Source organism: Streptomyces catenulae, assembly GCF_000718015.1.
GTDB classification, from domain to species: Bacteria; Actinomycetota; Actinomycetes; order Streptomycetales; family Streptomycetaceae; genus Streptomyces; species Streptomyces catenulae.
The window spans coordinates 24,309-45,442 of the sequence record NZ_JODY01000029.1 but is presented as its reverse complement, the minus strand read 5'-3'; the positions used below and the strand labels follow the sequence as shown (position 1 = coordinate 45,442).

The window sequence follows — 21,134 nt, the reverse complement described above, 5'->3', positions numbered from 1 at the left end:
CCCTCCGCGGGTCCGGCCGCACCCGGACCCGCCTCCCACCGGCGGTGCCCGTCTCCCCATCCCCCGGGGCGGCGGGCACCGCTGTACGCAGGGCCGTCACGTCCCACGGCGCAACCCCGGCGAACACCCGCATCCTGGCCGGAACAGGACGGAGCGGAACGCGGTCCGCCCGCATCGGCGCGGGCCACCGGGGGCCCTCCTCCTTATGCTGGAGCCATGACCAACTCCGCCCGCTTCGACCGCGGCCACACCGACGACCTGATGTCCTTCCTCGCCGCGAGCCCGTCGCCGTACCACGCGGTGGCGAACGCTGCGGCGCGGCTGGATGCGGCGGGGTTCCGGCAGGTCGCGGAGACCGACGCCTGGGACGGCGGCCACGGCGGCAGGTACGTCCTGCGGGGCGGAGCGCTCATCGCCTGGTACGTCCCCGAAGGCGCCGGGCCCGCCACCCCGTTCCGCATCCTGGGCGCACACACCGACTCCCCCAACCTCCGGGTCAAACCGCTGCCGGACACCGGCGCGCACGGCTGGCGGCAGGTCGCCGTGGAGGTCTACGGCGGCGCGCTGCTCAACACCTGGCTCGACCGGGACCTCGGCCTCTCCGGCCGGGTCACGCTGCGGGACGGCAGCCACCGCCTCGTCACCGTCGACCGCGCGCTGCTGCGGGTGCCGCAACTCGCCATCCACCTGGACCGCTCGGTCAACACCGACGGCCTCAAGCTCGACAAGCAGCGCCACATGACGCCGATCTGGGGCCTGGGCGAGGTCGCCGAGGGCGATCTGATCGCCTTCGTCGAGCAGGAGGCGGAGCTGCCCGCCGGGGAGATCCGCGGCTGGGACCTGATGGTCCACAGCATCGAGCCCCCCGCCTACCTGGGCCGCGACCGCGAACTGCTCGCCGGGCCGCGGATGGACAACCTGCTGTCCGTGCACGCGGGGACCGCCGCGCTGATCGCCGCCGCCGGGAGCGGCGAGCTGACCACCATCCCGGTGCTGGCCGCCTTCGACCACGAGGAGAACGGCAGCCAGTCCGACACCGGCGCCGACGGCCCGCTGCTCGGCTCGGTCCTGGAGCGTTCGGTCTTCGCCCGCGGCGGTGCGTACGAGGACCGGGCCCGCGCCTTCGCCGGGACCCTCTGCCTCTCCTCCGACACCGGGCACGCCGTCCACCCCAACTACGGTGAGCGGCACGAGCCGGGGCACCACCCGGTGCCCAACGGCGGCCCGATCCTGAAGGTGAACGTCAACCAGCGGTACGCCACCGACGGCGACGGGCGGGCGATCTTCGCCGCCGCCTGTGAGCGCGCCGGGGTGCCCTGGCAGTCGTTCGTCTCGAACAACGCGATGCCGTGCGGCACCACGATCGGACCGATCACCGCCGCACGGCACGGCATCACCACCGTCGATGTCGGCGTCGCCATCCTCTCCATGCACTCGGCACGTGAGCTGTGCGGCGCCGAGGACCCGTACCTGCTCGCGAACGCCCTGACGGCCTTCCTGGAGGGCTGAGTTGGACTTCTCACTGCTGGGCCCGATCGCCGTCACCACCGGCTCCGGGGAGCTGTCGCTCGGGCCGGCGAAACGGCGCAGTGTGCTGGCGCTGCTGCTGCTCCAGCCCAACACCACCGTCCCCCTGGAGCAGTTGATCGACTCGCTCTGGGAGGACGAGCCACCCGAACACGCCCGTACGGTCGTCCAGGGCCATGTCTCGCGGCTGCGCGCCACGCTGGCCCAGGGCGGCGCCGACGCGTACGGCATCGAGCTGACCACCCATGGCTCGGCCTATCTGCTGCGGCTGCCCGAGGAGCTGATCGACGCCCACCGCTTCGGTGAACTCGTCGCGCTGGCCCGTCCCGAGGAGGCGCCCGCCGACGCGGTGCCGCTGCTGCGGGAGGCGCTGGGGCTCTGGCGTGGCCCGGCGCTGACCGGCACGGTCACCAGCCCGCCGTTCGCCGCCGCCGCCCATGCGCTGGAGGAGCGGCGGCTGACCGCCGTCGAGGCGCTGGGCCGTGCCCACGGCGCGCTCGGCGCCCATGAGCAGGCCGCTGCGGTGCTCTACAACGCCGCCGTCAACCACCCGCTGCGCGAGGGCCTGATCGCCGGTCTGATGCGGGCGCTGTTCCGTACGGGCCGTCAGTCCGATGCGCTGGAGTGGTTCCACCGCACCCGTCGGCTGCTCAACGAGGAGCTGGGCGTCGACCCGGGCGAGCGGCTGCGCGGGGCGTACGAGGAGATCCTGCGGGCGGAGGAGGCCCGGCCGGCCGCGAAACCGTCCGCTGTTTCACGTGAAACAGCGGCGGGTCCCTCCACCGCTCCGGCCGAAGCCCGGGTGCCCGCGCAGGGCGGTCAGCCGTCCGGCGGCGCGAGCGGTTCCGGGCGGGGCGGCGCGGCGCCGCGGCTGCTGCCCCGGCCCCCGGCCCGCTTCCTGGGGCGGGAGCACCAGCTCGCGGCGCTCACCGCGATCCTGACGTCCCGTACGCCGCAGGAGAGTCCGCTCGCCGTGGTCGCCGGTCCGGCCGGGGTCGGCAAGACGGCGTGTGTCGTGCAGTGGGCGCACCAGTACGCCGGGGCGTTCCCGGACGGTCAGCTCTTCGCCGATCTGCGGGGCTTCGGGGAGGGCGACGAGGCGGCTCCCGCCGAGATCCTCCGCGACTTCCTGCTGGCGCTGGGCACTCCGCCGGAGCGGGTGCCGTCCTCCGCCGAGGCGGCGTCCGCGCTGTTCCGGTCGCTGGTGGCGGAGCGGCGGCTGCTGGTCGTCCTCGACAACGCGCGCGGTTCGGCGCAGGTGCGGCCGTTGCTGCCCGGCGGCCCGCACTGCGCCACCGTCGTCACCAGCCGCAGCCGTCTCGACGGGCTGGTCGCCACCGACTGGGCCCGGCCCGTCGGACTCCAGGCGATGGGCCACGAGGAGGGCGCGGCGCTGCTGGGCGCGATGCTCGGCGCCGAGCGGGTGGCCGAGGACCCGGCGGCGGCACAGGAGCTGGTCGCGCTCTGCGACGGGCTGCCGCTGGCGCTGCGGGCCGCCGCCGCGCAGCTGACGGCCCGGCCGCGCTGGCGGCTGGCCCGGCTGGCCGCGGCGCTGCGCGACGAGCGGCGGCGGCTGGCGCTGCTCTCCGCCGAGGACACCGGCATCGCCGCCGCGCTGCGGATGTCCGTGGCCCGGCTGTCGGCCGACGACGCCCGGCTGCTCAGCGCGCTGGCCACCAGCGCCGACGGGCACCTGAACTCGTCGGTGGCGGCCGCCCTCGCCGGGTACGACCAGGAGCGCACGCAGGACGCGCTGGACCGGCTCGCGGAGATGCACCTGGTGGACGAGGAGTCCACCGACGTCTACACGATCAGCACGCTCACCCAGCTGTTCGCCCGCGACGAGCGGGGAGAGGGGGACGGGCCGGGGGCCTGAGCCGCACCGCGCCCCGGGCCGGGGCCGGTCGGGCGGGTCCTGGCGGGGCGCGCCGGGCCGGTTGCCGTTCCCCGTGGCGCACCGGCCCGCCCTCGGTGACCGTCCTCCGCGGCGTACCGGCCCGGAACGGCGGCGGCGCGGGCCCGCCGGAACGGCCGGGTGGACCGGCTCCGGCGGAGGCTGCCGGGCACCGGCCCGGTGCGTTAGGCGTCCGTTAGCGGTGCGGCAGCGGTGGTCGGCAAGGTGGTGGACAGCTCGCAAGAGACCATCAGCCACCGCCCACCGGGGGAGACCGCCATGACACGTACGTCGCAGCCGAAGTCGGCACCGCGCACCCGGCGGATCGGGATGCGCATCGCGGCGGCGGGTCTCGTCGCCGTCGCCGGGCTCTCCCTCACCGCCTGCGGCCAGTCGGAGGACCGGCTCAAGACCAGCGACGGGCGGCCCTTCGACGCGGCGCCGCAGGACAGCCTCGACACCGGCACGCCCGGCAGGAGCGGCGGGGTCCACACGGACGGCGGCCAGGCGAACGGCACCGCCACCGGCAAGGAGAACAAGTCCACCGCGTCCGGCACCGGCGGCTCGGGCCACACCGGAAACGGCTCCGGCACGGGCGGCACGGCGCAGCCCCCGGCGGACAGCGGCGACCGGGCCTGCGACCCGATGCACATGAACATCCTCGCCACCGAGCTGCCCCGGCCCGTCAACCACCTTCTGCTGCGGGTCAAGAACACCTCCGGCGCCTCCTGCAACCTGTACGCCTACCCGTACCTCCGGTTCGACGAGGCGCAGTCCCCGCTCGCCCCGCTGGAGGAGAGCAAGCCGCAGGCAGTGGTCACCCTCGCGCCCGGCGAGTCCGGCTACGCGAGCATCATGACCGCGTCCGCCGACGGCAGCGGGACCAACAACCACCGGCGGACCTCCCTGAGCGTCAGCCTGGCCGACCGTGACGGGCAGGGCGGCAGCGGCGAGGTGCCGGTCACGCTGCCCGGCGGCTCCGCGTACCTCGACGACAGCGCGTGGGTCACGTACTGGCAGTCGGACGCCGCCACCGCCGCCAACTGGTAGGCCACCCCGGGGCATCCGCCCCTCCGAGAACCAGGGCGCCCGCATCCCCCAGCGGGCGCCCTGACCGCTGTCCGGAACCGCGCCGGACGGCGCGCGGCGCCGTCCCGTCATGTCCCGGACGCCGCGCCCCACGTCCCGTTCCACCCCTGCCGCGCCGCGCGTTCCCGCAGGTCGTCCGGGTGGAACGGCGGCCGGACGTCCCACGGGACAGCCACGGCCCGTTCCGCCCGCCGGGGCGTTCCACGATGACTCCGCCGCCGCACTCCCGGCGCCGCGCCCCGACGGGCCGGACGCCCGCGACGGCGTTGCACGCGGAACGTACGGCACAGAAGGGGACCATCGGATGCGCGGCCAGAGCACGACGGACACGGCGTACGGCACCACCCTCGCGGGCGACGGCGGGGGCCCGGCGGCGGACGGTTCCACGGCGACGGACACCCGGCGTACGGGACGGCGGGTGCTGCGGCGGGTGCTGCCCGCGCTCGCCGCCGCCGGTCTCGGCATCACCGCCTTCGCGGGCGTGGCCCACGGCCAGAGCGTCTCCGCCCGCCCCGCCGCCGCGCAGACGCAGCAGGCGGCCGAGGCGTCCTCCTTCCCGACGTGGGGCACCCGCTGGGTGGTGCACTCCTCCGCCGACGCCGGTTCCCCCGCCGTCGGCATGCTCAACGAAGCCGCCGCCGGGCAGGACCGGATCACCGCCGACTACCAGGTCGACACCGGTCGCAAGGTCTGCGAGGGCGACGCCTGCTCCACCTACATGGCGCATGTGACCGGCCCCGTCGAGGGCTTCCTCAGTGTCGTCGCGGTGGCGATACCCGAGGACCGGCTGCCGGGCGTGCCGGTCAAGGACGGCCCGGCGCCGCAGGAGCCGAGCGCCTCCCGCACGGAGATGCTGCGGCGCGCGGCGACCTGGCTGACCGCGAACGACGGCGCGCAGGTCCCGTACAGCCAGGCCGACTACTGGAAGGACGGCTACCGGCAGGACTGCTCGGGCTATGTGTCGATGACGCTCGGCCTGCCTACGCCGGGCACCAACACGGTCGGGCTGGCGAACGACCGCTCGCTGACCCGCCCGATCTCCCTCGGTGAGCTGACCCCCGGTGACCTGCTGATCGACGCGGACGGCGACAACAACAACCGCCATGTCGTGATCTTCGAGAAGTGGAACGACGACGCGCACAGCTCGTACACCGCGTACGAGCAGCGCGGCGGCCACGGCACCGACCACCGCACCCTGACCTACGGGCTGCCCGGTGGCGACCAGGAGTTCAAGCCCTACCGCCCGGTGGCCTTCGGCGACTGATCGGTGCGGCGCGTCCGTACGGGGCGACGGCGCGGCGGTTCCCGGGCCGGGTCAGGTTCCGGCCCGAACCGGGCCATGAGGGGCACTTCCGTCACAGGGGAGCGGAAGTGCCCCTCGCATGCCCGGGGTCGCTGTGCTGGAATGCAGAGCGTGCCTGGCCACCAGAACCGCGGCGCGAACGTCCGCCGCAAACCGCTCGCGCCGCTGCCCGCCGAACTCACCGGACCCGTACGGGACTTCGTCACGGCCCTCCGGCGGATGCACGGCGAACTGGGCTACAGCCTCAAGGAGATGGAGTCCCGGCTGCCCGCCAGCCGCTCCTCGCTCTCCCGGTATCTACGCGGCCAGAGCCTGCCGGACGAACGGCTGCTGGTGGCGTGGTGCAAGCTCTCCTTCACCGGCGAGGACCGGCTGCCCGCCCTCGTCGACCTGCTCCATGCGGCGTGCGCGGCCCAGGAGTCGGCGGGTGAGACGGTGGCGGAGGGCGGGGCGGCCGAGGGGGCCGCTGCCGCCGTGACCTCGGGGGAGCCCGCGGCGCCCGCCGGGACCGGGGCCGCCGGGACCGGGGCCGCCGTCGTGCCCGCGCCGGTCGCGGACGTGCCCGCCGTCGCCCCGCCGCAGCCGCCCGGGACCGTCGCCGTCCCCGGACCTCGACCGGCCCCGCCGGTCCCGGCGCCCGCACCGGACGGGCCCGCCGCCGTCCGCACCTGGTGGCCCCGGTCCCTGCTCCTCGGGCTCGGCGCCGCCGTCGCCGCCACGCTCACCGTCCTCGCGCTGACCGGCACCGGGCGGCACTCCGGTACGGATGCCGGGACGGCGGACGCCACCGGCACCGCGGCGCGGAACACCCCGCCGCAGGCCCCGTCCGGCCCGGGCGCCACCGTCAACGTGTTCAACGTGGAACGCGACTGCCGCGCCGACCGCGGCCCGAACTGCGCGCTGGGGCTGGCCCGCGACCCGTACGAGTTCTACCGCCGCCCCAACGTCGCCGGTCATGTCTGGCACGACGACGCGCTGCACGCCCGCTGCCGGATCGCCGACGGGGTCTCCGTCACGGACGAGGCGGGCGGGCACAGCAGCATCTGGCTCCGCGTCGACCACGCCGGTGGTCAGGCGTGGATGCCGGGCATCCGCATCCGGCCGGAACAGCTCCAGAACATCGATCTGCCGGTGTGCCACCACTGATCCGGGCCGGTTCCCGAAGGCCCTGGCGTGGTGGACGCGAATCGATATCGTGGCGGTGCCATGACAGACAGCTCGCTGTGCGCAGCGAACCACTGGGGGAACCACTCATGACCGCACGCCGCCGTTCCGTCGCCGCCGCGACGCTGGCCACAGCGCTCTGCGGCACGCTCGCGCTGACGGGCTGCACCCACTCCACGTCCTCGAAGTCCCGGAGGCACTCCTCGTCCTCCTCGTACTCCTCGGTCTCCAAGGACAGGAAGAAGAACAAGAAGAAGCACCGCTTCATCGGCGCGGGGGCGGCGGGCGTCGGTGCGGGCGCGGCGGCCCACCGGGCCCGGCCCACCCAGTGCGTGGCGGGACCCACCAAGATCAAGGCGACGTCCGAGACCGATCCGTCCGTGCTGGTGCTCACGTACCACAACCCGCTCGGCCGCCCCTGCATCCTGCACGGCGCCCCGCAGATCTTCGTCAACGACTCCACGACGCCGCTGGGCTTCCTGGAGGGCGACCCCAAGGACGACTTCATCGGCCGTCAGGTCACCGTCCGGCCGCGCTCCGACGCATACGCGCTGATCCCCACCACCACCCCGGCGACGAAGGGCACCAGGCCGCTCGGCAAGCTGACGGTCAGCCTCACGGACAGCCGCGGGGTGAAGCGGGGCGGCGGGGCGTACCTCTCCTTCTCGCAGTACCAGCCGCGGTACGCCACCCAGCAGGCGAAGGTCGGCCACTGGTACTCCAGCCTTCCCGAGGCCCGGATCAAGGCGGGCGTCTCCCGGTGAGCCGCGGCCGGTGACCGGACGGCTCCGCGCCGCCGGTCACCGGCCCGCCGTCAGCCCTCCGCGTCGTGCCCCGCGAGCACCAGCCCGAGACGGGCCCGGCCACCCTCGGTGACCTGCACCGGAACGCCCCAGTCCTGCTGGTGCACATGGCAGGCCGGGTACTCGATCGCCGGGTCGTCGTCGCAGGACGCGGCCATCGCCGAGACATGCAGCACGCCCTCGGTGACGCCGTCCGCGAGCGTCAGCTCCCGGGTCAGATCGGTGCCCGCGCCCGCGCCGTCGGCCAGGAGTTCCGGCGGGGTGGCGCTGACCAGGAGCCGGGTCGACGGTCCGTAGCGGGTGTCCAGCTTCTGCCCGTCCGGCGCCTGGAAGACGATGTCGAGGCGGAGCGCACCGGGCGCCACCTCCGTCGCCGTGCGCTGGGTGCGGTGCGCGACCGCCGCGACCCGGACCGCCTCCTCGGGCAGCCGCAGCCGGGTCAGCCGGTGCCGCGCCGACTCCACCACCACGATGTCGTCGCCGACGAGCACCGCACCGGACGGCTCGCGCAGATCCGTCGCGAGCGTCGTCACCTCACCGCTCTCCGGGTCGAAGCGGCGCAGCGCGTGGTTGTACGTGTCACAGACGGCGACCGAGCCGTCGGGCAGCGCGGTGACGCCCAGCGGATGCTGGAGCAGCGCCTGCTCCGCCGCACCGTCGCGGTGGCCGAAGTCGAAGAGCCCGGTGCCGACGGCCGTCCGCACCGCGTGGCCGCCGTCGTCCGTGCGCTCCACCCAGCGGACCGCGCTGGTCTCCGAGTCGGCGATCCACAGCCGGTCGCCGCCGTCCGCGAGCCCGGACGGCTGCGCGAACCACGCCTCGGCGGCGGGCCCGTCGACCAGCCCCTCGTTGGTGGTGCCCGCGACCGCCTCGACGGTGCCGGTGGCCGGGTCGTACGTCCACAGCTGGTGGACACCGGCCATCGCGATCCAGAGGCGCTCCCCCCACCAGGCGAGGTCCCACGGCGAGGAGAGATCGACCTCGCGCGCCGGGCCGGAGACCGGCGAGCCCTGCCACCACTGGTGGCCGGTACCGGCGACGGTCTCGACGGTGCCGGTCTCCGGGTCGAAGACGCGCAGGGCGTGGTTGACGGTGTCGGCGACGGCGACCGTGCCGTCCGGCAGCAGCGCCAGCCCCTGCGGTTCGTTGAAGGCGTCGGGACCGAAGCCCCGCTCGCCGCTGCCGATCCGGCGGACCACCCGCTCACCGTCGGGCGCCAGCTCCACGAGCTGGTGGCGGGTGGTGTCCGAGACGAGGAGGTTCCCGGACGGCAGCGCCACCGCCTTGCCGGGGAAGCGCAGATCGGTGGCGACGGGCTCCGGCGGGACGTACGGGCCGTCGCCGCGGCGCAGCGTGCCCTTGGCGGCGTGTTCGCCGATCAACTTCTCGACCAGCGTCGCGAGGGCGTGGGCATGGCCCTCACCGGCGTGCTGGGCGACGACGTACCCCTCGGGGTCGATGACGACGAGGGTGGGCCAGGCGCGGACCGCGTACTGCTTCCAGGTGGCCAGCTCCGGGTCGTCCAGGACCGGGTGCTCGACGCCGTACCGCTCGACCGCGTCGACGACCGCCTGGTGATCGGCCTCGTGCACGAACTTGGGGGAGTGCACGCCGATGATCACGACGGTGTCGCGGTGGCGTTCCTCCAGCTCCCGCAGCTCGTCGAGCACATGCAGACAGTTCACACAGCAGAAGGTCCAGAAGTCGAGGACGACGATGCGTCCCCGCAGATCGGCGAGGGTCAGATCCTTGTCGCCAGTGTTCAGCCAGCCGCCCTTGCCGATCAGCTCGGGGGCCCTGACGCGTGCACGTGAAGCCATGACTCCATTCAACGTCACCCACCTGACCACGCATTCCGGCGGGTCGGCGGGGAACACGTCAGCAATGCATCCTTTCTCCGGGGGCCACGCCCCGTCCTCCCGCACCTACCTCGTCCGCGACCGGATCTTCGGGATCGGCGACGACTACTGGATCGACGACGAACACGGTCACCACGCCTTCCTCGTCGACGGCAAGGCGCTGCGGCTGCGGGAGACCTTCGAGCTGAAGGACACCGACGGCCGGGTGCTGATCACCCTGCGCAAGAAGATGCTGAGCCTGCGCGATGCGATGACCATCGAGCGGGACGACCAGCCGCTCGCCACCATCCGCCGCAAGCGGCTGTCGCTGCTGCGCAACCACTACCGCGTGGAGCTGGTCGACGGCACCGAACTCGATGTGAGCGGCAAGATCCTGGACCGCGAGTTCGCCGTCGAGTACGAGGGGGAGCTGCTCGCCGAGATCTCCCGGCGCTGGCTGACGCTGCGCGACACCTACGGCCTCAAAGTCGTCCGCGAGGACGCCGACCCGACGCTGCTGATCGGGGTCGCGGTCTGCGTGATCAGGATGGCGGAGCGGGAGCGGGAGGACGACTGACGGCCCGCCGTGACACGGGCGGTGGCAAGGGCGGGGCACAGTACCACCGCGGCTGCCGGAAGACCTGGCTGCCGCCGGAAAAGTGCCTACGATGGTCACCCGAAAGCACTGCCGGGGTGCCCGTGCGCAGCGTAACTTAACTGCCAGACAGCAGCCCGCGTACGAATCGTCCGAGGGGTCACGTGACCGTCCATCCCAGCCTTCAATCCTCCATCGATGCCTGGACCCACTCCATAGAAGCGATAACCGAGCTGGTGACACCGCTCGCCGAGGGTGAGTGGAGCAGGGCGACGGACCTGCCGGGATGGTCGGTCCGCGATGTGGTCTCGCACATCATCGGCCTGGAGTGCGAGATGCTCGGCGACCCGCGGCCGATCCACTCGCTGCCGCGCGATCTCTACCACGTGCAGAGCGAGTCGGCCCGGCGTATGGAGGTGCAGGTCGACGTCCGCCGTCACCACACCGCCCTGGAGATGGTCTCCGAACTGGAGTACACCGTCATCCGGCGGGCGCGGCAGCTGCGTAACGAGACCCGGCAGCCGGACGCGCTGGTGCGCAGCCCGTTCGACGAGGACCGCACGCTGGAGTTCGTACTCCAGCTGCGGGCGTTCGACGTCTGGGTGCACGAGCAGGACCTGCGGCGGGCGCTCGGGAAGCCGGGCAATCTCGACTCCCCCGGCGCGCAGGTGGCCCGGGACATCCTGGTGAAGACGCTGCCGATCGTCGTCGCCAAGAGGGCGCAGGCGCCCGCGGGTTCCGCGGTGGTCTTCGATGTCACCGGTCCGCTGGAGTTCATGCGGACGGTCCGGGTGGACGCCGAGGGCCGCGGCACCGTCGACGGCAGTGTGTCGCTCGGGCCGACCGTGACCTTCGCGCTGGACTGGGACGTCTTCGCCCGGCTGGCCTGCGGCCGGAGCCGTCGGCAGGCGGTGGCGGACCAGGTCAAGATCGACGGTGACGCCGAGCTGGCCGCGACGATCCTCGATCGGTTCGCCGTCACGCCGTAGTCCGGCGGCCGGTCGCCAGGACCGCCGCCGCGGTGTTTCACGTGAAACGCGGCGTGCGTTTCACGTGAAACACCGAGGGCACTCAACCGGCCCTCCCCGCAGGGGCGTTGACGGACCGGGCCTCGGACCGGTGGCGTACCGGGATCAGGCGGGGACGTGGACCGCCTCGACGCGGCTGACGGCCTGCCGCTCCCGCTCCCGGAGCACCGCACGGCGGCGCAGCCGCAGGATCTGCGAGACGCCGAGCGCCTCCAGCACGAAGACCGACGAGAACGCGGTGCTGTAGTCGTCGTTGGTCGCGTCCAGCAGGATGCCGACGGCGAGCAGCGTCGACATCGAGGCCATGAAGCCGCCCATGTTGACGATGCCGGAGGCGGTGCCCTGGCGCTCCGGCGGGTTGGCCGGACGGGCGAAGTCGAAGCCGATCATCGAGGCGGGACCGCAGGCGCCGAGCACCACACAGAGCACGATCAGCAGCGCCATCGGCGCATGTGTGGCGGGCCAGAAGAGGGTGGTGGCCCACAGTGCGGCGGTGACGCCGACGGTGCCCAGTGCCAGCGGCAGCCGGGCCGCGTGGTGGCGGGCGATGATCTGGCCGTAGACCAGGCCGACCACCATGTTGGAGAGGACGATCAGGGTCAGCAGGGCGCCCGCGGTGGCCCGGGACAGACCCTGCGCCTCGACGAGGAACGGCAGCCCCCACAGCAGCAGGAAGAACATCGCGGGGAACTGCGTGGTGAAGTGGATCCACATGCCCAGACGGGTACCGGGCTCGCGCCAGGCGTCCGCGATCTGCCGACGGACGAAGGCGGCGCCGGTGTGGGTGGCGGGCGCGGGCGCCGGGGCGAAGCCCTCGGGGTGGTCCTTGAGGAAGAGCAGCAGCAGGACGAGGACGACCACACCGCCCGCCGCGCTCCCGGCGAAGGTCACCGTCCAGCCCGCGGAGTGCAGCAGCCGGGCGAGGAGCAGCGTGGAGATGAGGTTGCCCGCCATGCCGACGAGCGCGGCGATCTGCGCGACCAGCGGCCCGCGGCGGGCGGGGAACCAGCGGGACCCCAGCCGCAGCACGCTGATGAAGGTCATCGCGTCACCGCAGCCGAGCAGCGCCCGCGAGCCGAGCGCCATGGCGTACGAGTCGGAGAACGCGAAGCCGAACTGGCCGACGGTGTAGAGGACGACGCCCATGGCCAGCACCTTCTTGGTGCCGAGCCGGTCCACGAGCAGGCCGACGGGTATCTGCATGCCCGCGTAGACCAGCAGCTGGAGGATCGAGAAGGTGGAGAGCGCCGAGGCGTTGATGTGGAAGCGGTCGGCGGCGTCCAGACCGGCGACGCCCAGGCTGGTGCGGTAGGTGACGGCGACGAAGTAGACGGCGACGCCGATGCCCCAGACGGCCACGGCACGGACGCCGCCGGGTGGGTCGCCGGGCAGGGACCGTGCCGTGGTGGTGCCGGAATCGCCGCTCATCGGACGTCTCCCTGCGCGAGGTTGCGGACCCAGCTGACGTGGCGGTGCACGGCGGCGGTGGCCGCCTCGGAGTCACCGGTGCGCAGCGCCTCCAGGATCTCGGCGTGCTCGGCGACATTCTTGGCGATGCGGTCCGGATGGGCGTGCATCACCGCGACGCCCATCCGCAGCTGACGGTCGCGCAGCTGCTCGTAGAGGCGGTTGAGGATCTGGTTGCCGGTGTTGCGCACCAGGGCGGCGTGGAAGCAGCGGTCGGCGACGGAGACCGCCGCCAGATCGCCCGCCGCGGACCGCTCCCGCATGGTCCGCAGATGCTCGGCCAGCTCGTCGAGGAGCGCCTCGGACGCCGGAACGGCTCGGCCCGCGGCGTACTGCTCCACCAGCAGCCGGGTCTCGACGACATCGGCGATCTCCTGTGCGGAGACCGGCAGCACCATCGCGCCCTTCTTCGGGTAGAGCTTGAGCAGCCCCTCGACCTCCAGCCGGAGCAGCGCCTCGCGCACCGGCGTCCGCGACACCCCGACCGCCTCGGCCAGCTCGCCCTCGGTGAGCAGCATGCCGCCCTCGTAGCGGCGCTGGAGCACGGCGTCCTTCACATGCGTGTAGACGCGCTCGGCGGCGGGTGGCTGTTTGGCGTGCGGGGTCCCGGCTGACTGCCGGCCGGGAGCGGCGGGTGCGGAGGCAGATGGCATGCACACAGGATAGATACAACAGGTATGCGTGCGTCGGGGCATCCAGAATGCGGACAGGGGGCGGCCCTGGGCGCGATACCGAAGGCGCTGGTCAGAGGCTGTTCCGGGCCCGGCCCCGGGCCGTCGGCGGAGCCGGGACCAGGGCCGGGCCCGCCCGGTCAGCCCGCCATCAGCCCCTGGGCGACCAGCCGGTCGACGACCTGACCGTGGGCCGGGGCACAGCGCTCCCGCGCCTCCGCGCGGTCGAACCAGGCGTACTCGGCGATCTCCCGACCGGGGCGCGGGACGATGTCCTGCGGGCCACCGGTGAAACAGGTCATGTGCAGCCGACGGCCGCCCTTCCCGTGGGCCACGTCATGGATGACGAACGCCTCGGTCAGCTCCGCCGCCGGAACCGTCAGGCCCAGCTCCTCCGCCAGCTCCCGCGACAGCGCCTCCGGTGCGGTCTCGCCGTCCTCGTACTTGCCGCCGGGCAGGTAGAACGTGTCGTTGCCGCGCGTCCGCACGCTGAGCAGCCGCCCCTCGCGCACATGCAGCCAGGACACCGACCGCAGCGGCGCGACGCGGTCCAGGGTGAGCACGGTCTCGCCCGTCTCCTCCTCGTAGCGGCGGGAGCTCTCGGTGAAGCCGAGGTGGTCGTAGAAGCGGCAGGCGCGGTCGTTGCGCTCGTAGACCTCCAGGGTCAGCCCGCCGTGCAGCGCCGCGGCGTGCTCCACCAGCGCCCGTCCGGCGCCGTGTCCCTGCGCCGCGGGGTCGACGAAGAGCCCGCCGATCTCCGCGCCCATCAGCCCCAGCAGCCCGACGACGGCGCCGTCCCGCTCGGCGACCCAGTTGTCCGCCTGGACGAGATACACCTCCCGCAGCATGCGGGCCCGCTCACCACCGCCCTCACCGGGGATGAAGGGGTGGGCCTGGCGGACGGAACGGGACCACAGGTCGACGACGACGCTCTCGTCGTCCTGCCGGTAGCGCCGGATGATCAAGTCGCTGCTGCTCATGGCACCGAAGCTAAACACCGCCCTGGCCTGCGGCAAGTCCTTTCCTGACCGCTCCGGGCCCCCGCCCGCGCCGGGGGTTCCGTACGCGGTGGTCCTCCGGAGGTGCGGTACGGGATCCCTCTCAAGTCGGAGCCGAGTCCGTACCTGACGCGTACGGGCGGGCCCGAAATCCATGGGTGAATGGAGGCACGACGCCGGGAAGATTCCGGCACCCGAGGGGGAGAGACCATGCAGAGCAGGACGAACACCACCCGCCGTGTCCGGACCACCGCCGTGGTGGTGCTGATCGCCGCCGCCGTCTGGGCCGGCACCACGGTGGTCCGCAACGCCTCGCACGCGGACACCTCCGCGCCGACCGGCCCGGTCGCCCACCTCCGGAACGCCGTCGAACTCATCCGCGGCTGATCCGCACCGCCGGACGGCCGCCGCGGTACGCACAGCACAACGGCCGACCTCCGCCGCTGCGGGGGTCGGCCGTTCTCCGTGCGCTACCGGGTCAGCCCCAGGTGATCAGCCGCTTCGGCTTCTCCAGGACGCCCGCGATGTCGGCGAGCAGCTTCGATCCCAGCTCGCCGTCGATCAGCCGGTGGTCGAACGAGAGCGCCAGCGTGGTGACCTGACGGGGCTTGACCTTGCCCTTGTGGACCCACGGCTGGAGCTTGACCGCGCCGAAGGCGAGGATCGCCGACTCCCCCGGGTTGAGGATCGGCGTACCGGTGTCGACGCCGAAGACGCCGACGTTGGTGATGGTGACGGTCCCGCCGGACATCGCCGCCGGGGAGGTCTTGCCCTCGCGGGCGGTCGCCACCAGCTCGCCCAGCGCCTCGGCGAGCTGCGGCAGCGTCTTGGCGCCCGCGTCCTTGATGTTCGGGACGATCAGCCCGCGCGGGGTGGCCGCGGCGATGCCGAGGTTCACCTCGTGCTTCAGCACGATCTCCTGGTTCGCCTCGTCCCAGGCGGCGTTGACCTCCGGGTGCCGCTTGAGGGCGACCAGGAACGCCTTCGCGACGAAGAGCAGCGGGTTGACCCGCAGCCCCGCCATGTCCGGGTCCTGCTTCAGCTCCTGGACCAGCTTCATCGTGCGCGTCACATCGACGGTGACGAACTCCGTGACATGCGGCGCGGTGAAGGCGGAGGCGACCATCGCCTGCGCGGTGGCCTTGCGGACACCCTTGACCGGGATCCGGGTCTCCCCGGCCGACGGTACGGCGACCGCCTCCGGCAGCGCGGCCGAGACCGGCGTCGTTTCACGTGAAACAGGCGCCGCGGCGGCCGCGGCGGCGTGCACGTCCTCGCGGGTGACGATCCCGTCGACGCCGGTCGGCACCACCGTGGCCAGGTCGATGCCGAGATCCTTGGCGAGCTTGCGCACCGGCGGCTTGGCCAGCGGCCGGGGCGCGCCGGGCACCGCCGGGGCGGGCACGGGCGGTGCCGGGGCGACCGGGGCGGGCGCGGGCGCGGCCGGTGCGGGCACCGCGGCCCGCCCGTTCAGCTCGGCCTGGAGCCCGGCGGTCACCGACTGCTCCGCGGGCTGCGGCTGCGCCTTGCGGGGCCGCCGTTTCGTCGACGCCGGGGCGGCGCCGTAGCCGACGAGCACCGCCTGGCGGCCCTGCGGCTCCTCGGCCTCGGCGGGCTCCGGCGCGGCGGTCGGCGCGGGACCGGCCGACGGCGCGGGACCGGCGCCCGGGTCGGTGTCCACGGAGATGATGACGGTGCCGACGTCGACGGTGGTGCCCTCGTCGAAGTTGAGCGTGTGCACCACCCCGTCGTACGGAATGGGCAGCTCGACGGCGGCCTTCGCGGTCTCGACCTCGCAGACGACCTGGCCGTCGGTGACGGTGTCACCGGGCTGGACGTACCACTTGAGGATCTCGGCCTCGGTGAGGCCCTCGCCCACGTCGGGCATCTTGAACTCGCGGAAACGCTGCGCCGAGGCGGTGGTTGCGGTCATGGTCACGGCTCTCCTCTCCCCCTCAGTACGCCAGCGCGCGGTCGACGGCGTCGAGCACCCGGTCCAGGCCCGGCAGGTACTCGTCCTCCAGACGGGACGGCGGGTACGGCGCGTGGAAGCCGCCGACCCGCAGCACCGGGGCCTCCAGGTGGTAGAAGCAGCGCTCGGTGATCCGGGCGGCGATCTCGGCGCCCACGCCCAGGAAGACCGGCGCCTCGTGCACCAGGACCAGCCGACCGGTCCGCTCGACCGACGCCTGGACGGTGTCGAAGTCGATGGGGGAGAGCGACCGCAGGTCGACGACCTCGATCGACTTGCCCTCCTCCGCCGCGACGTTGGCGACGTCCTGGCAGACCTTCACCATCGGGCCGTACGCGGCGAGCGTGAGGTCCGAACCGCTGCGGGCGATCCGGGCGGTGTGCAGCGGGTCCGGGATCGCCTCGGTGTCCAGGCGCGACTTGTCGTGGTAGCGGCGCTTGGGCTCGAAGTAGATGACCGGGTCGTCCCCGGCGATGGCCTGCTGGAGCATCCAGTAGGCGTCCGACGCGTTCGACGGCGTCACGCACTTGAGGCCCGCGACGTGCGCGAACAGCGCCTCCGGGGACTCCGAGTGGTGCTCGACCGCGCCGATGCCGCCCGCGTACGGGATGCGGATGACGACGGGCACCTTGACCTTGCCCAGCGCCCGGGCGTGCATCTTCGCCAGCTGGGTGACGATCTGGTCGTAGGCGGGGAAGACGAACCCGTCGAACTGGATCTCCACGACCGGGCGGTAGCCGCGCAGCGCCAGGCCGATGGCGGTACCGACGATGCCGGACTCGGCGAGCGGGGTGTCGATCACCCGGTCCTCGCCGAAGTCCTTCTGGAGGCCGTCGGTGACGCGGAAGACGCCGCCGAGCTTGCCGACGTCCTCACCCATCACGAGGACCTTGGGGTCGGCCTCCATGGAGGCGCGCAGCGAGGCGTTGATCGCCTTGGCGATGGTGATCTTCTCGTGGACGGCCATGGTCAGTTCTCCTCCGCGGCGGCATCGGCGTCGGCGAACGACGCCTGGTACGCGGCGAACTGCGCGCGCTCCTCGTCGACGAGCGCATGCCCGTCCGCATAGACGTTCTCGAAGATCGCCATGGTGTCGGGGTCGGGCATCGCCCGGACGGCGTCCCGCACCCGCTTGCCCAGCGCCTCGCTCTCCTCCTCGACGGCGGCGAGATAGGCGTCGTCGACGAGCCCCTCGGCCTCCAGGTACCGGCGCAGCCGCAGGATCGGGTCCTTCGCCTCCCAGGCGCGGGTCTCCTCGTCGGCGCGGTACTTCGTCGGGTCGTCGGAGGTGGTGTGGGCGCCCATCCGGTAGGTGAACGCCTCGACCAGCATCGGACCCTCGCCGGTGCGGGCCCGCTCCAGCGCCGCCCGGGTCACGGCCAGACAGGCCAGCACGTCGTTGCCGTCGACGCGGACGCCGGGGAATCCGAAACCGCGGGCGCGCTGATAGAGCGGCACCCGGGTCTGGCGGTCCGTCGGCTCGGAAATCGCCCACTGGTTGTTCTGGCAGAAGAAGACCACCGGGGCGTTGTAGACCGCGGAGAAGGTGAACGACTCGGCGACATCTCCCTGGCTGGAGGCGCCGTCACCGAAATAGGCGATCACCGCGGAATCCGCGCCGTCCTTCTGCACCCCCATCGCATATCCGGTCGCGTGCAGCGTCTGCGAACCGATGACGATGGTGTAGAGGTGGAAGTTGTTGCTGTTCGGGTCCCAGCCGCCGTGATTCACGCCGCGGAACATGCCGAGCAGATTCGTCGGGTCGACCCCGCGGCACCAGGCGACGCCGTGCTCGCGGTAGGTCGGGAAGACGTAGTCGTCGTCGCGCAGGGCCCGCCCGGAGCCGATCTGGGCCGCCTCCTGGCCGAGCAGCGAGGCCCACAGGCCCAGTTCGCCCTGGCGCTGCAGCGTGGTGGCCTCGGCGTCGAACTTCCGCGTCAGCACCATGTCGCGGTAGAGACCGCGCAGTTCCTCGGGCGACAGGTCGATCGCGTAATCCGGGTGCTCGACCCGCTTCCCCTCGGGGGTCAGCAGTTGTACGAGCTCGTCCTGTTCCGCCGGGCGCGTGGCCTTGTTCCTGGCCGGTGACGCCTTCTTGGCGGTGGTGCGCTTGCTGCCGCCGCGGGTGGTTTTCCGCTGGGCAGTGCCTTCCACGGTCACGTGCTGCTCCTCCGTCTGTCCGGCCCCCGGGGTCCGCCGGTGGCCGTATTGCGGCTCACCCGGTATCCGATACGGCGCACGGGGTGTGTGCGAACGCGGCCGGATCCGGGTGGAACAAAGCGCCCCGGAAGTGGCCTGCTCATCGCACGTTACCCATTGTCAAAGCCTAAGCGGAAACGGCCCTGACCTGCGATTTTGCTTGGATTTCCAAGTAAATCGCGAAAGCTGGGAACAACTCCTGGTCACAGCGTTGCAGGCCGCCGGGACACCGGCACGTTATATCGGTGACCTGGAGCACGGGAAGGGTCGGTGTGTGAGACTGGAGCCGTGCACGAGGATGGAAAAATCAGGGTATTCCTGCTCGACGATCATGAAGTGGTGCGGCGTGGCGTCCACGAAATGCTGGCGGGTGAACCGGACATCGAGGTCATCGGCGAGGCCGGCACCGCCGCAGACGCCCTGGTCAGGATCCCGGCCACCCGACCGGACGTCGCGGTGCTCGATGTCCGGCTACCGGACGGCAGCGGCGTCGAGGTCTGCCGCGAGATCCGCTCGCAGAACGACGAGATCAACTGCCTGATGCTGACGTCCTTCGCGGACGACGAGGCCCTTTTCGATGCGATCATGGCCGGTGCGGCCGGTTATGTCCTCAAGGCCATCCGGGGCAACGAACTCCTCGCCGCCGTACGCGACGTCGCCGCCGGGAAGTCCCTCCTCGACCCGGTGGCCACCGCGCAGGTCCTGGAGCGGCTGCGGGGCGGCGGCACCAAGAGCGACGACAAGCTGGCCTCCCTCACCGACCAGGAACGCCGGATCCTCGACCTCATCGGCGAGGGCCTGACCAACCGCGCCATCGGCGAGCGCCTCCACCTCGCCGAGAAGACGATCAAGAACTACGTCTCCAGCCTGCTGTCCAAGCTCGGCATGGAGCGCCGCTCCCAGGCCGCCGCCTATGTCGCCCGGCGCCAGGCCGAGCGCCGCTGAGGGCAGCCGCCGCGCGGATCCGGCGGGACCAACGTCCCGGCCAGGTGAGGGCCGCTGCCCCTGTCGGCGGCGGTCCGCGCGGCGGCAGGCTGGGAGCCATGCCCTGCGACGACCCCCGCGCCACGGAACTGCTCGACCGCACCCCCTACGGGCGGGTCTCGTCGAGCCTGCGCGCGCTGCCCTTCACCGCGATCTCCCGGCATCTGGTCACCGGCGACCGGCTGCTCGTGCGTCTGCACAGCGGCTACGGATACCACCGCGCCATGGACGGCGCGGTCGTCGCGTACGAGGCGGACACCCTGCACAGCGGGGCCGAGGACGCCTGGTCGGTGCATCTGACCGGAACGGCGCGGCTCACCGAGCCGACCGACGTCGAACGGCAGCGTTTCGGCCGCACGCCACGGCTGGCGGACGGTGTTCCGTTCGACCCGGTTTTCCTGCGGATTGAGCCGGAATTCATCGCCTTGCACCACCTGACCGATGTACCGGATTTCCGAACCGTCCCTTGGACCCCTGGCCAGTGATCTAACATCTGGCGCGTGCTGCGCTCATCTGTAGTCCGGACGGCGGCTGCCCCCGACGGCCGCACGCTCGGCTCCTTACTCGCCCACTACGCCGACGCCGGGGAGCCGCTCTCCTGCGAGCCCGTCGCCGAGGGCCTGCTCAACCGCGGATACACGCTGGTCACCACGGACGGCAGATACTTCCTCAAGCACCACCTCGACGGGGACCGCGGCTCCATCTCCCACCAGCACCGCGCCACCCTCCGGCTCGCCGCGCTCGGACTGCCGCTCGCCCCGCCCCTCGCCCGCGCCGACGGCCGCACCGTCACCGTGCTCGACGGCCGCTGCTACGCCCTCCACCCCTGGGTCGACGGCGAACACCTCGGCGGCACCGCACTCACCCTCGCCCAGTCCCGCCGCCTCGGCGCACTGCTCGGCCTCGTCCACACCGCACTGGAACGGGTCATGCCCGCCCAGCGACGACCGGGCCCCGCCCCGCACGCCCAGCCCAGCGCCGAGCCCGCGCAGACCTTCGACGTCATCGACGAACTGCTGGCGCTGGCCCGGGTCACCCGCCCGCGCACCAGCTTCGAGGAGCTGGCCGAGCACCGGCTGCGCGAGCGCCGGGCCCTCCTGGAACGCCACGCCCACCGCCGCCCCGCCGACCCGGGCGCCGCCGCCGTCGGCTGGGTGCACGGCGACTTCCACCCGCTCAACGTCCTCTACCGGGGGACCGCGCCCGCCGCGATCATCGACTGGGACCGGCTGGGCGTCCAGCCGCGCGCCGAGGAGGCGGTCCGCGCCGCCGCGATCTTCTTCGTCCGGCCCTGCGGCACGCTGGACCTGGCGAAGGTGGCGGCGTACGCGGGCGCCTACCGCGGCGCACGCGGCGCGGACGCCGGGGAGCTGGCCGCGGCCGTCCACCGGGTGTGGTGGGAGCGGCTGAACGACTTCTGGATGCTGACCTGGCGCTACCGCCTCGGCGACCGGCGTACCGACCCGCAGTTCCCCGCCGCGTCCGCGCTGGCGGTGTGGTGGACCCGCGAGTACCAGGCGGTCCGGGACGCGTTCACAGGATGAACGACGGCCCCGGACGGGCGATCGCCGTCCGGGGCCGTGCGGCCGTGCGGGGAGGTAC

Annotated in this window: 19 protein-coding genes; 12 read left to right on the top strand and 7 right to left on the bottom strand. The window is 72.9% G+C overall.

Translation table 11 applies throughout. The features are described from left to right. The first annotated feature begins 216 nt into the window (after positions 1–216). The 6 genes from IF23_RS0122760 to IF23_RS0122735 all read left to right on the top strand — a co-directional run bounded on the left by IF23_RS0122760 (position 217) and on the right by IF23_RS0122735 (position 7,741). On the top strand, positions 217–1,509 hold the full coding sequence (locus IF23_RS0122760) for a M18 family aminopeptidase (RefSeq protein ID WP_030286563.1): 1,293 nt from the start codon (positions 217–219) through the stop codon (positions 1,507–1,509). Between the two features lies 1 nt (position 1,510). Beyond that, complete coding sequence (locus IF23_RS0122755; RefSeq protein ID WP_030286561.1) at positions 1,511–3,403, top strand: AfsR/SARP family transcriptional regulator; 1,893 nt, start codon at positions 1,511–1,513, stop codon at positions 3,401–3,403. A gap of 297 nt (positions 3,404–3,700) precedes the next feature. Then, on the top strand, positions 3,701–4,471 hold the full coding sequence (locus tag IF23_RS0122750) for a DUF4232 domain-containing protein (RefSeq protein ID WP_030286560.1): 771 nt from the start codon (positions 3,701–3,703) through the stop codon (positions 4,469–4,471). 343 nt (positions 4,472–4,814) lie between these two features. Then, the gene (locus IF23_RS0122745) at positions 4,815–5,774 is read left to right on the top strand and encodes an NlpC/P60 family protein (RefSeq protein ID WP_030286558.1); all 960 of its coding nucleotides are present in this window, start codon (positions 4,815–4,817) and stop codon (positions 5,772–5,774) included. Between the two features lie 141 nt (positions 5,775–5,915). Then, entirely contained in the window at positions 5,916–6,959 is a 1,044-nt protein-coding gene (locus IF23_RS0122740; RefSeq protein ID WP_030286556.1) for a helix-turn-helix domain-containing protein, read from the top strand. A gap of 107 nt (positions 6,960–7,066) precedes the next feature. Beyond that, complete coding sequence (locus IF23_RS0122735) at positions 7,067–7,741, top strand: hypothetical protein (RefSeq protein ID WP_051739825.1); 675 nt, start codon at positions 7,067–7,069, stop codon at positions 7,739–7,741. 50 nt (positions 7,742–7,791) lie between these two features. On the opposite strand, the gene IF23_RS0122730 is transcribed toward IF23_RS0122735, so the two are convergent. Next, positions 7,792–9,600 (bottom strand): NHL domain-containing thioredoxin family protein, encoded by a 1,809-nt coding sequence (locus IF23_RS0122730; RefSeq protein ID WP_030286552.1) that lies wholly within the window; start codon positions 9,598–9,600, stop codon positions 7,792–7,794. Between the two features lie 64 nt (positions 9,601–9,664). Between IF23_RS0122730 and IF23_RS0122725 the strand changes: the two genes are divergently transcribed. Together IF23_RS0122725 and IF23_RS0122720 are read left to right on the top strand one after the other, a co-directional pair. Beyond that, the gene (locus IF23_RS0122725; protein ID WP_051739824.1) at positions 9,665–10,195 is read left to right on the top strand and encodes an LURP-one-related/scramblase family protein; all 531 of its coding nucleotides are present in this window, start codon (positions 9,665–9,667) and stop codon (positions 10,193–10,195) included. Positions 10,196–10,377: 182 nt separating this feature from the next. After that, entirely contained in the window at positions 10,378–11,202 is an 825-nt protein-coding gene (locus IF23_RS0122720; RefSeq protein ID WP_030286548.1) for a maleylpyruvate isomerase family mycothiol-dependent enzyme, read from the top strand. Between the two features lie 144 nt (positions 11,203–11,346). Here the strand turns inward: IF23_RS0122720 and IF23_RS0122715 are convergent, their stop codons facing one another. The 3 genes from IF23_RS0122715 to IF23_RS0122705 form a co-directional block, all read right to left on the bottom strand. Continuing rightward, on the bottom strand, positions 11,347–12,669 hold the full coding sequence (locus IF23_RS0122715; RefSeq protein WP_030286546.1) for an MFS transporter: 1,323 nt from the start codon (positions 12,667–12,669) through the stop codon (positions 11,347–11,349). Further along, positions 12,666–13,361: a GntR family transcriptional regulator gene (locus IF23_RS0122710; RefSeq protein ID WP_030286544.1), complete on the bottom strand. Its 696-nt coding sequence runs from the start codon at positions 13,359–13,361 to the stop codon at positions 12,666–12,668. Before IF23_RS0122710 ends, IF23_RS0122715 begins: the two co-directional genes overlap by 4 nt. Positions 13,362–13,519: 158 nt before the next feature. After that, positions 13,520–14,359 carry a GNAT family N-acetyltransferase gene (locus IF23_RS0122705; protein WP_030286542.1) on the bottom strand — a complete coding sequence of 280 codons (840 nt, stop codon included), beginning with the start codon at positions 14,357–14,359 and terminating at the stop codon, positions 13,520–13,522. Between the two features lie 228 nt (positions 14,360–14,587). Here IF23_RS0122705 and IF23_RS34525 point away from each other — a divergent pair, with 228 nt between their 5' ends. Next, a complete protein-coding gene (locus tag IF23_RS34525) occupies positions 14,588–14,764 on the top strand; it encodes a hypothetical protein (RefSeq protein WP_169750027.1) in 177 nt (58 codons plus the stop codon). 91 nt (positions 14,765–14,855) lie between these two features. Here IF23_RS34525 and IF23_RS0122695 read toward each other — a convergent pair whose 3' ends face one another. Genes IF23_RS0122695 through pdhA form a run of 3 tightly spaced genes read right to left on the bottom strand, consistent with a single transcriptional unit; the run spans position 14,856 to position 18,509 of the window. Further along, positions 14,856–16,310 carry a dihydrolipoamide acetyltransferase family protein gene (locus IF23_RS0122695; RefSeq protein ID WP_030286540.1) on the bottom strand — a complete coding sequence of 485 codons (1,455 nt, stop codon included), beginning with the start codon at positions 16,308–16,310 and terminating at the stop codon, positions 14,856–14,858. Positions 16,311–16,332: 22 nt separating this feature from the next. Further along, positions 16,333–17,316, bottom strand: coding sequence for an alpha-ketoacid dehydrogenase subunit beta (locus tag IF23_RS0122690; protein ID WP_030286538.1), 984 nt, complete (start codon positions 17,314–17,316; stop codon positions 16,333–16,335). A gap of 2 nt (positions 17,317–17,318) precedes the next feature. Beyond that, positions 17,319–18,509, bottom strand: a complete 1,191-nt coding sequence (gene pdhA, locus IF23_RS0122685) for a pyruvate dehydrogenase (acetyl-transferring) E1 component subunit alpha (protein WP_030286537.1) — start codon at positions 18,507–18,509, stop codon at positions 17,319–17,321. A gap of 327 nt (positions 18,510–18,836) precedes the next feature. Between pdhA and IF23_RS0122680 the strand changes: the two genes are divergently transcribed. The 3 genes from IF23_RS0122680 (at position 18,837) to IF23_RS0122670 (ending at position 21,076) form a co-directional block, all read left to right on the top strand. Beyond that, positions 18,837–19,493 carry a response regulator gene (locus IF23_RS0122680; protein WP_030286535.1) on the top strand — a complete coding sequence of 219 codons (657 nt, stop codon included), beginning with the start codon at positions 18,837–18,839 and terminating at the stop codon, positions 19,491–19,493. 98 nt (positions 19,494–19,591) lie between these two features. Continuing rightward, entirely contained in the window at positions 19,592–20,017 is a 426-nt protein-coding gene (locus IF23_RS0122675) for a pyridoxamine 5'-phosphate oxidase family protein (RefSeq protein WP_030286533.1), read from the top strand. A 15-nt stretch (positions 20,018–20,032) separates the two neighbouring features. Continuing rightward, on the top strand, positions 20,033–21,076 hold the full coding sequence (locus tag IF23_RS0122670; RefSeq protein WP_030286531.1) for a phosphotransferase: 1,044 nt from the start codon (positions 20,033–20,035) through the stop codon (positions 21,074–21,076). The last annotated feature ends 58 nt before the right edge of the window (positions 21,077–21,134 follow it).

What these genes read in the sequence shown, in the direction of transcription:
- IF23_RS0122715 (WP_030286546.1), bottom strand. Translation starts at nt 12,669, where the DNA reads ATGAGCGGCGATTCCGGCACCACCACGGCACGGTCCCTGCCCGGCGAC.
- IF23_RS0122675 (WP_030286533.1), top strand. Translation starts at nt 19,592, where the DNA reads ATGCCCTGCGACGACCCCCGCGCCACGGAACTGCTCGACCGCACCCCC.
- IF23_RS0122760 (WP_030286563.1), top strand. Translation starts at nt 217, where the DNA reads ATGACCAACTCCGCCCGCTTCGACCGCGGCCACACCGACGACCTGATG.
- IF23_RS0122705 (WP_030286542.1), bottom strand. Translation starts at nt 14,359, where the DNA reads ATGAGCAGCAGCGACTTGATCATCCGGCGCTACCGGCAGGACGACGAG.
- IF23_RS0122690 (WP_030286538.1), bottom strand. Translation starts at nt 17,316, where the DNA reads ATGGCCGTCCACGAGAAGATCACCATCGCCAAGGCGATCAACGCCTCG.
- IF23_RS0122750 (WP_030286560.1), top strand. Translation starts at nt 3,701, where the DNA reads ATGACACGTACGTCGCAGCCGAAGTCGGCACCGCGCACCCGGCGGATC.
- IF23_RS0122710 (WP_030286544.1), bottom strand. Translation starts at nt 13,361, where the DNA reads ATGCCATCTGCCTCCGCACCCGCCGCTCCCGGCCGGCAGTCAGCCGGG.
- IF23_RS0122725 (WP_051739824.1), top strand. Translation starts at nt 9,665, where the DNA reads ATGCATCCTTTCTCCGGGGGCCACGCCCCGTCCTCCCGCACCTACCTC.
- IF23_RS0122730 (WP_030286552.1), bottom strand. Translation starts at nt 9,600, where the DNA reads ATGGCTTCACGTGCACGCGTCAGGGCCCCCGAGCTGATCGGCAAGGGC.
- IF23_RS0122740 (WP_030286556.1), top strand. Translation starts at nt 5,916, where the DNA reads ATGCAGAGCGTGCCTGGCCACCAGAACCGCGGCGCGAACGTCCGCCGC.
- IF23_RS0122745 (WP_030286558.1), top strand. Translation starts at nt 4,815, where the DNA reads ATGCGCGGCCAGAGCACGACGGACACGGCGTACGGCACCACCCTCGCG.
- IF23_RS0122735 (WP_051739825.1), top strand. Translation starts at nt 7,067, where the DNA reads ATGACCGCACGCCGCCGTTCCGTCGCCGCCGCGACGCTGGCCACAGCG.
- IF23_RS34525 (WP_169750027.1), top strand. Translation starts at nt 14,588, where the DNA reads ATGCAGAGCAGGACGAACACCACCCGCCGTGTCCGGACCACCGCCGTG.
- IF23_RS0122695 (WP_030286540.1), bottom strand. Translation starts at nt 16,310, where the DNA reads ATGACCGCAACCACCGCCTCGGCGCAGCGTTTCCGCGAGTTCAAGATG.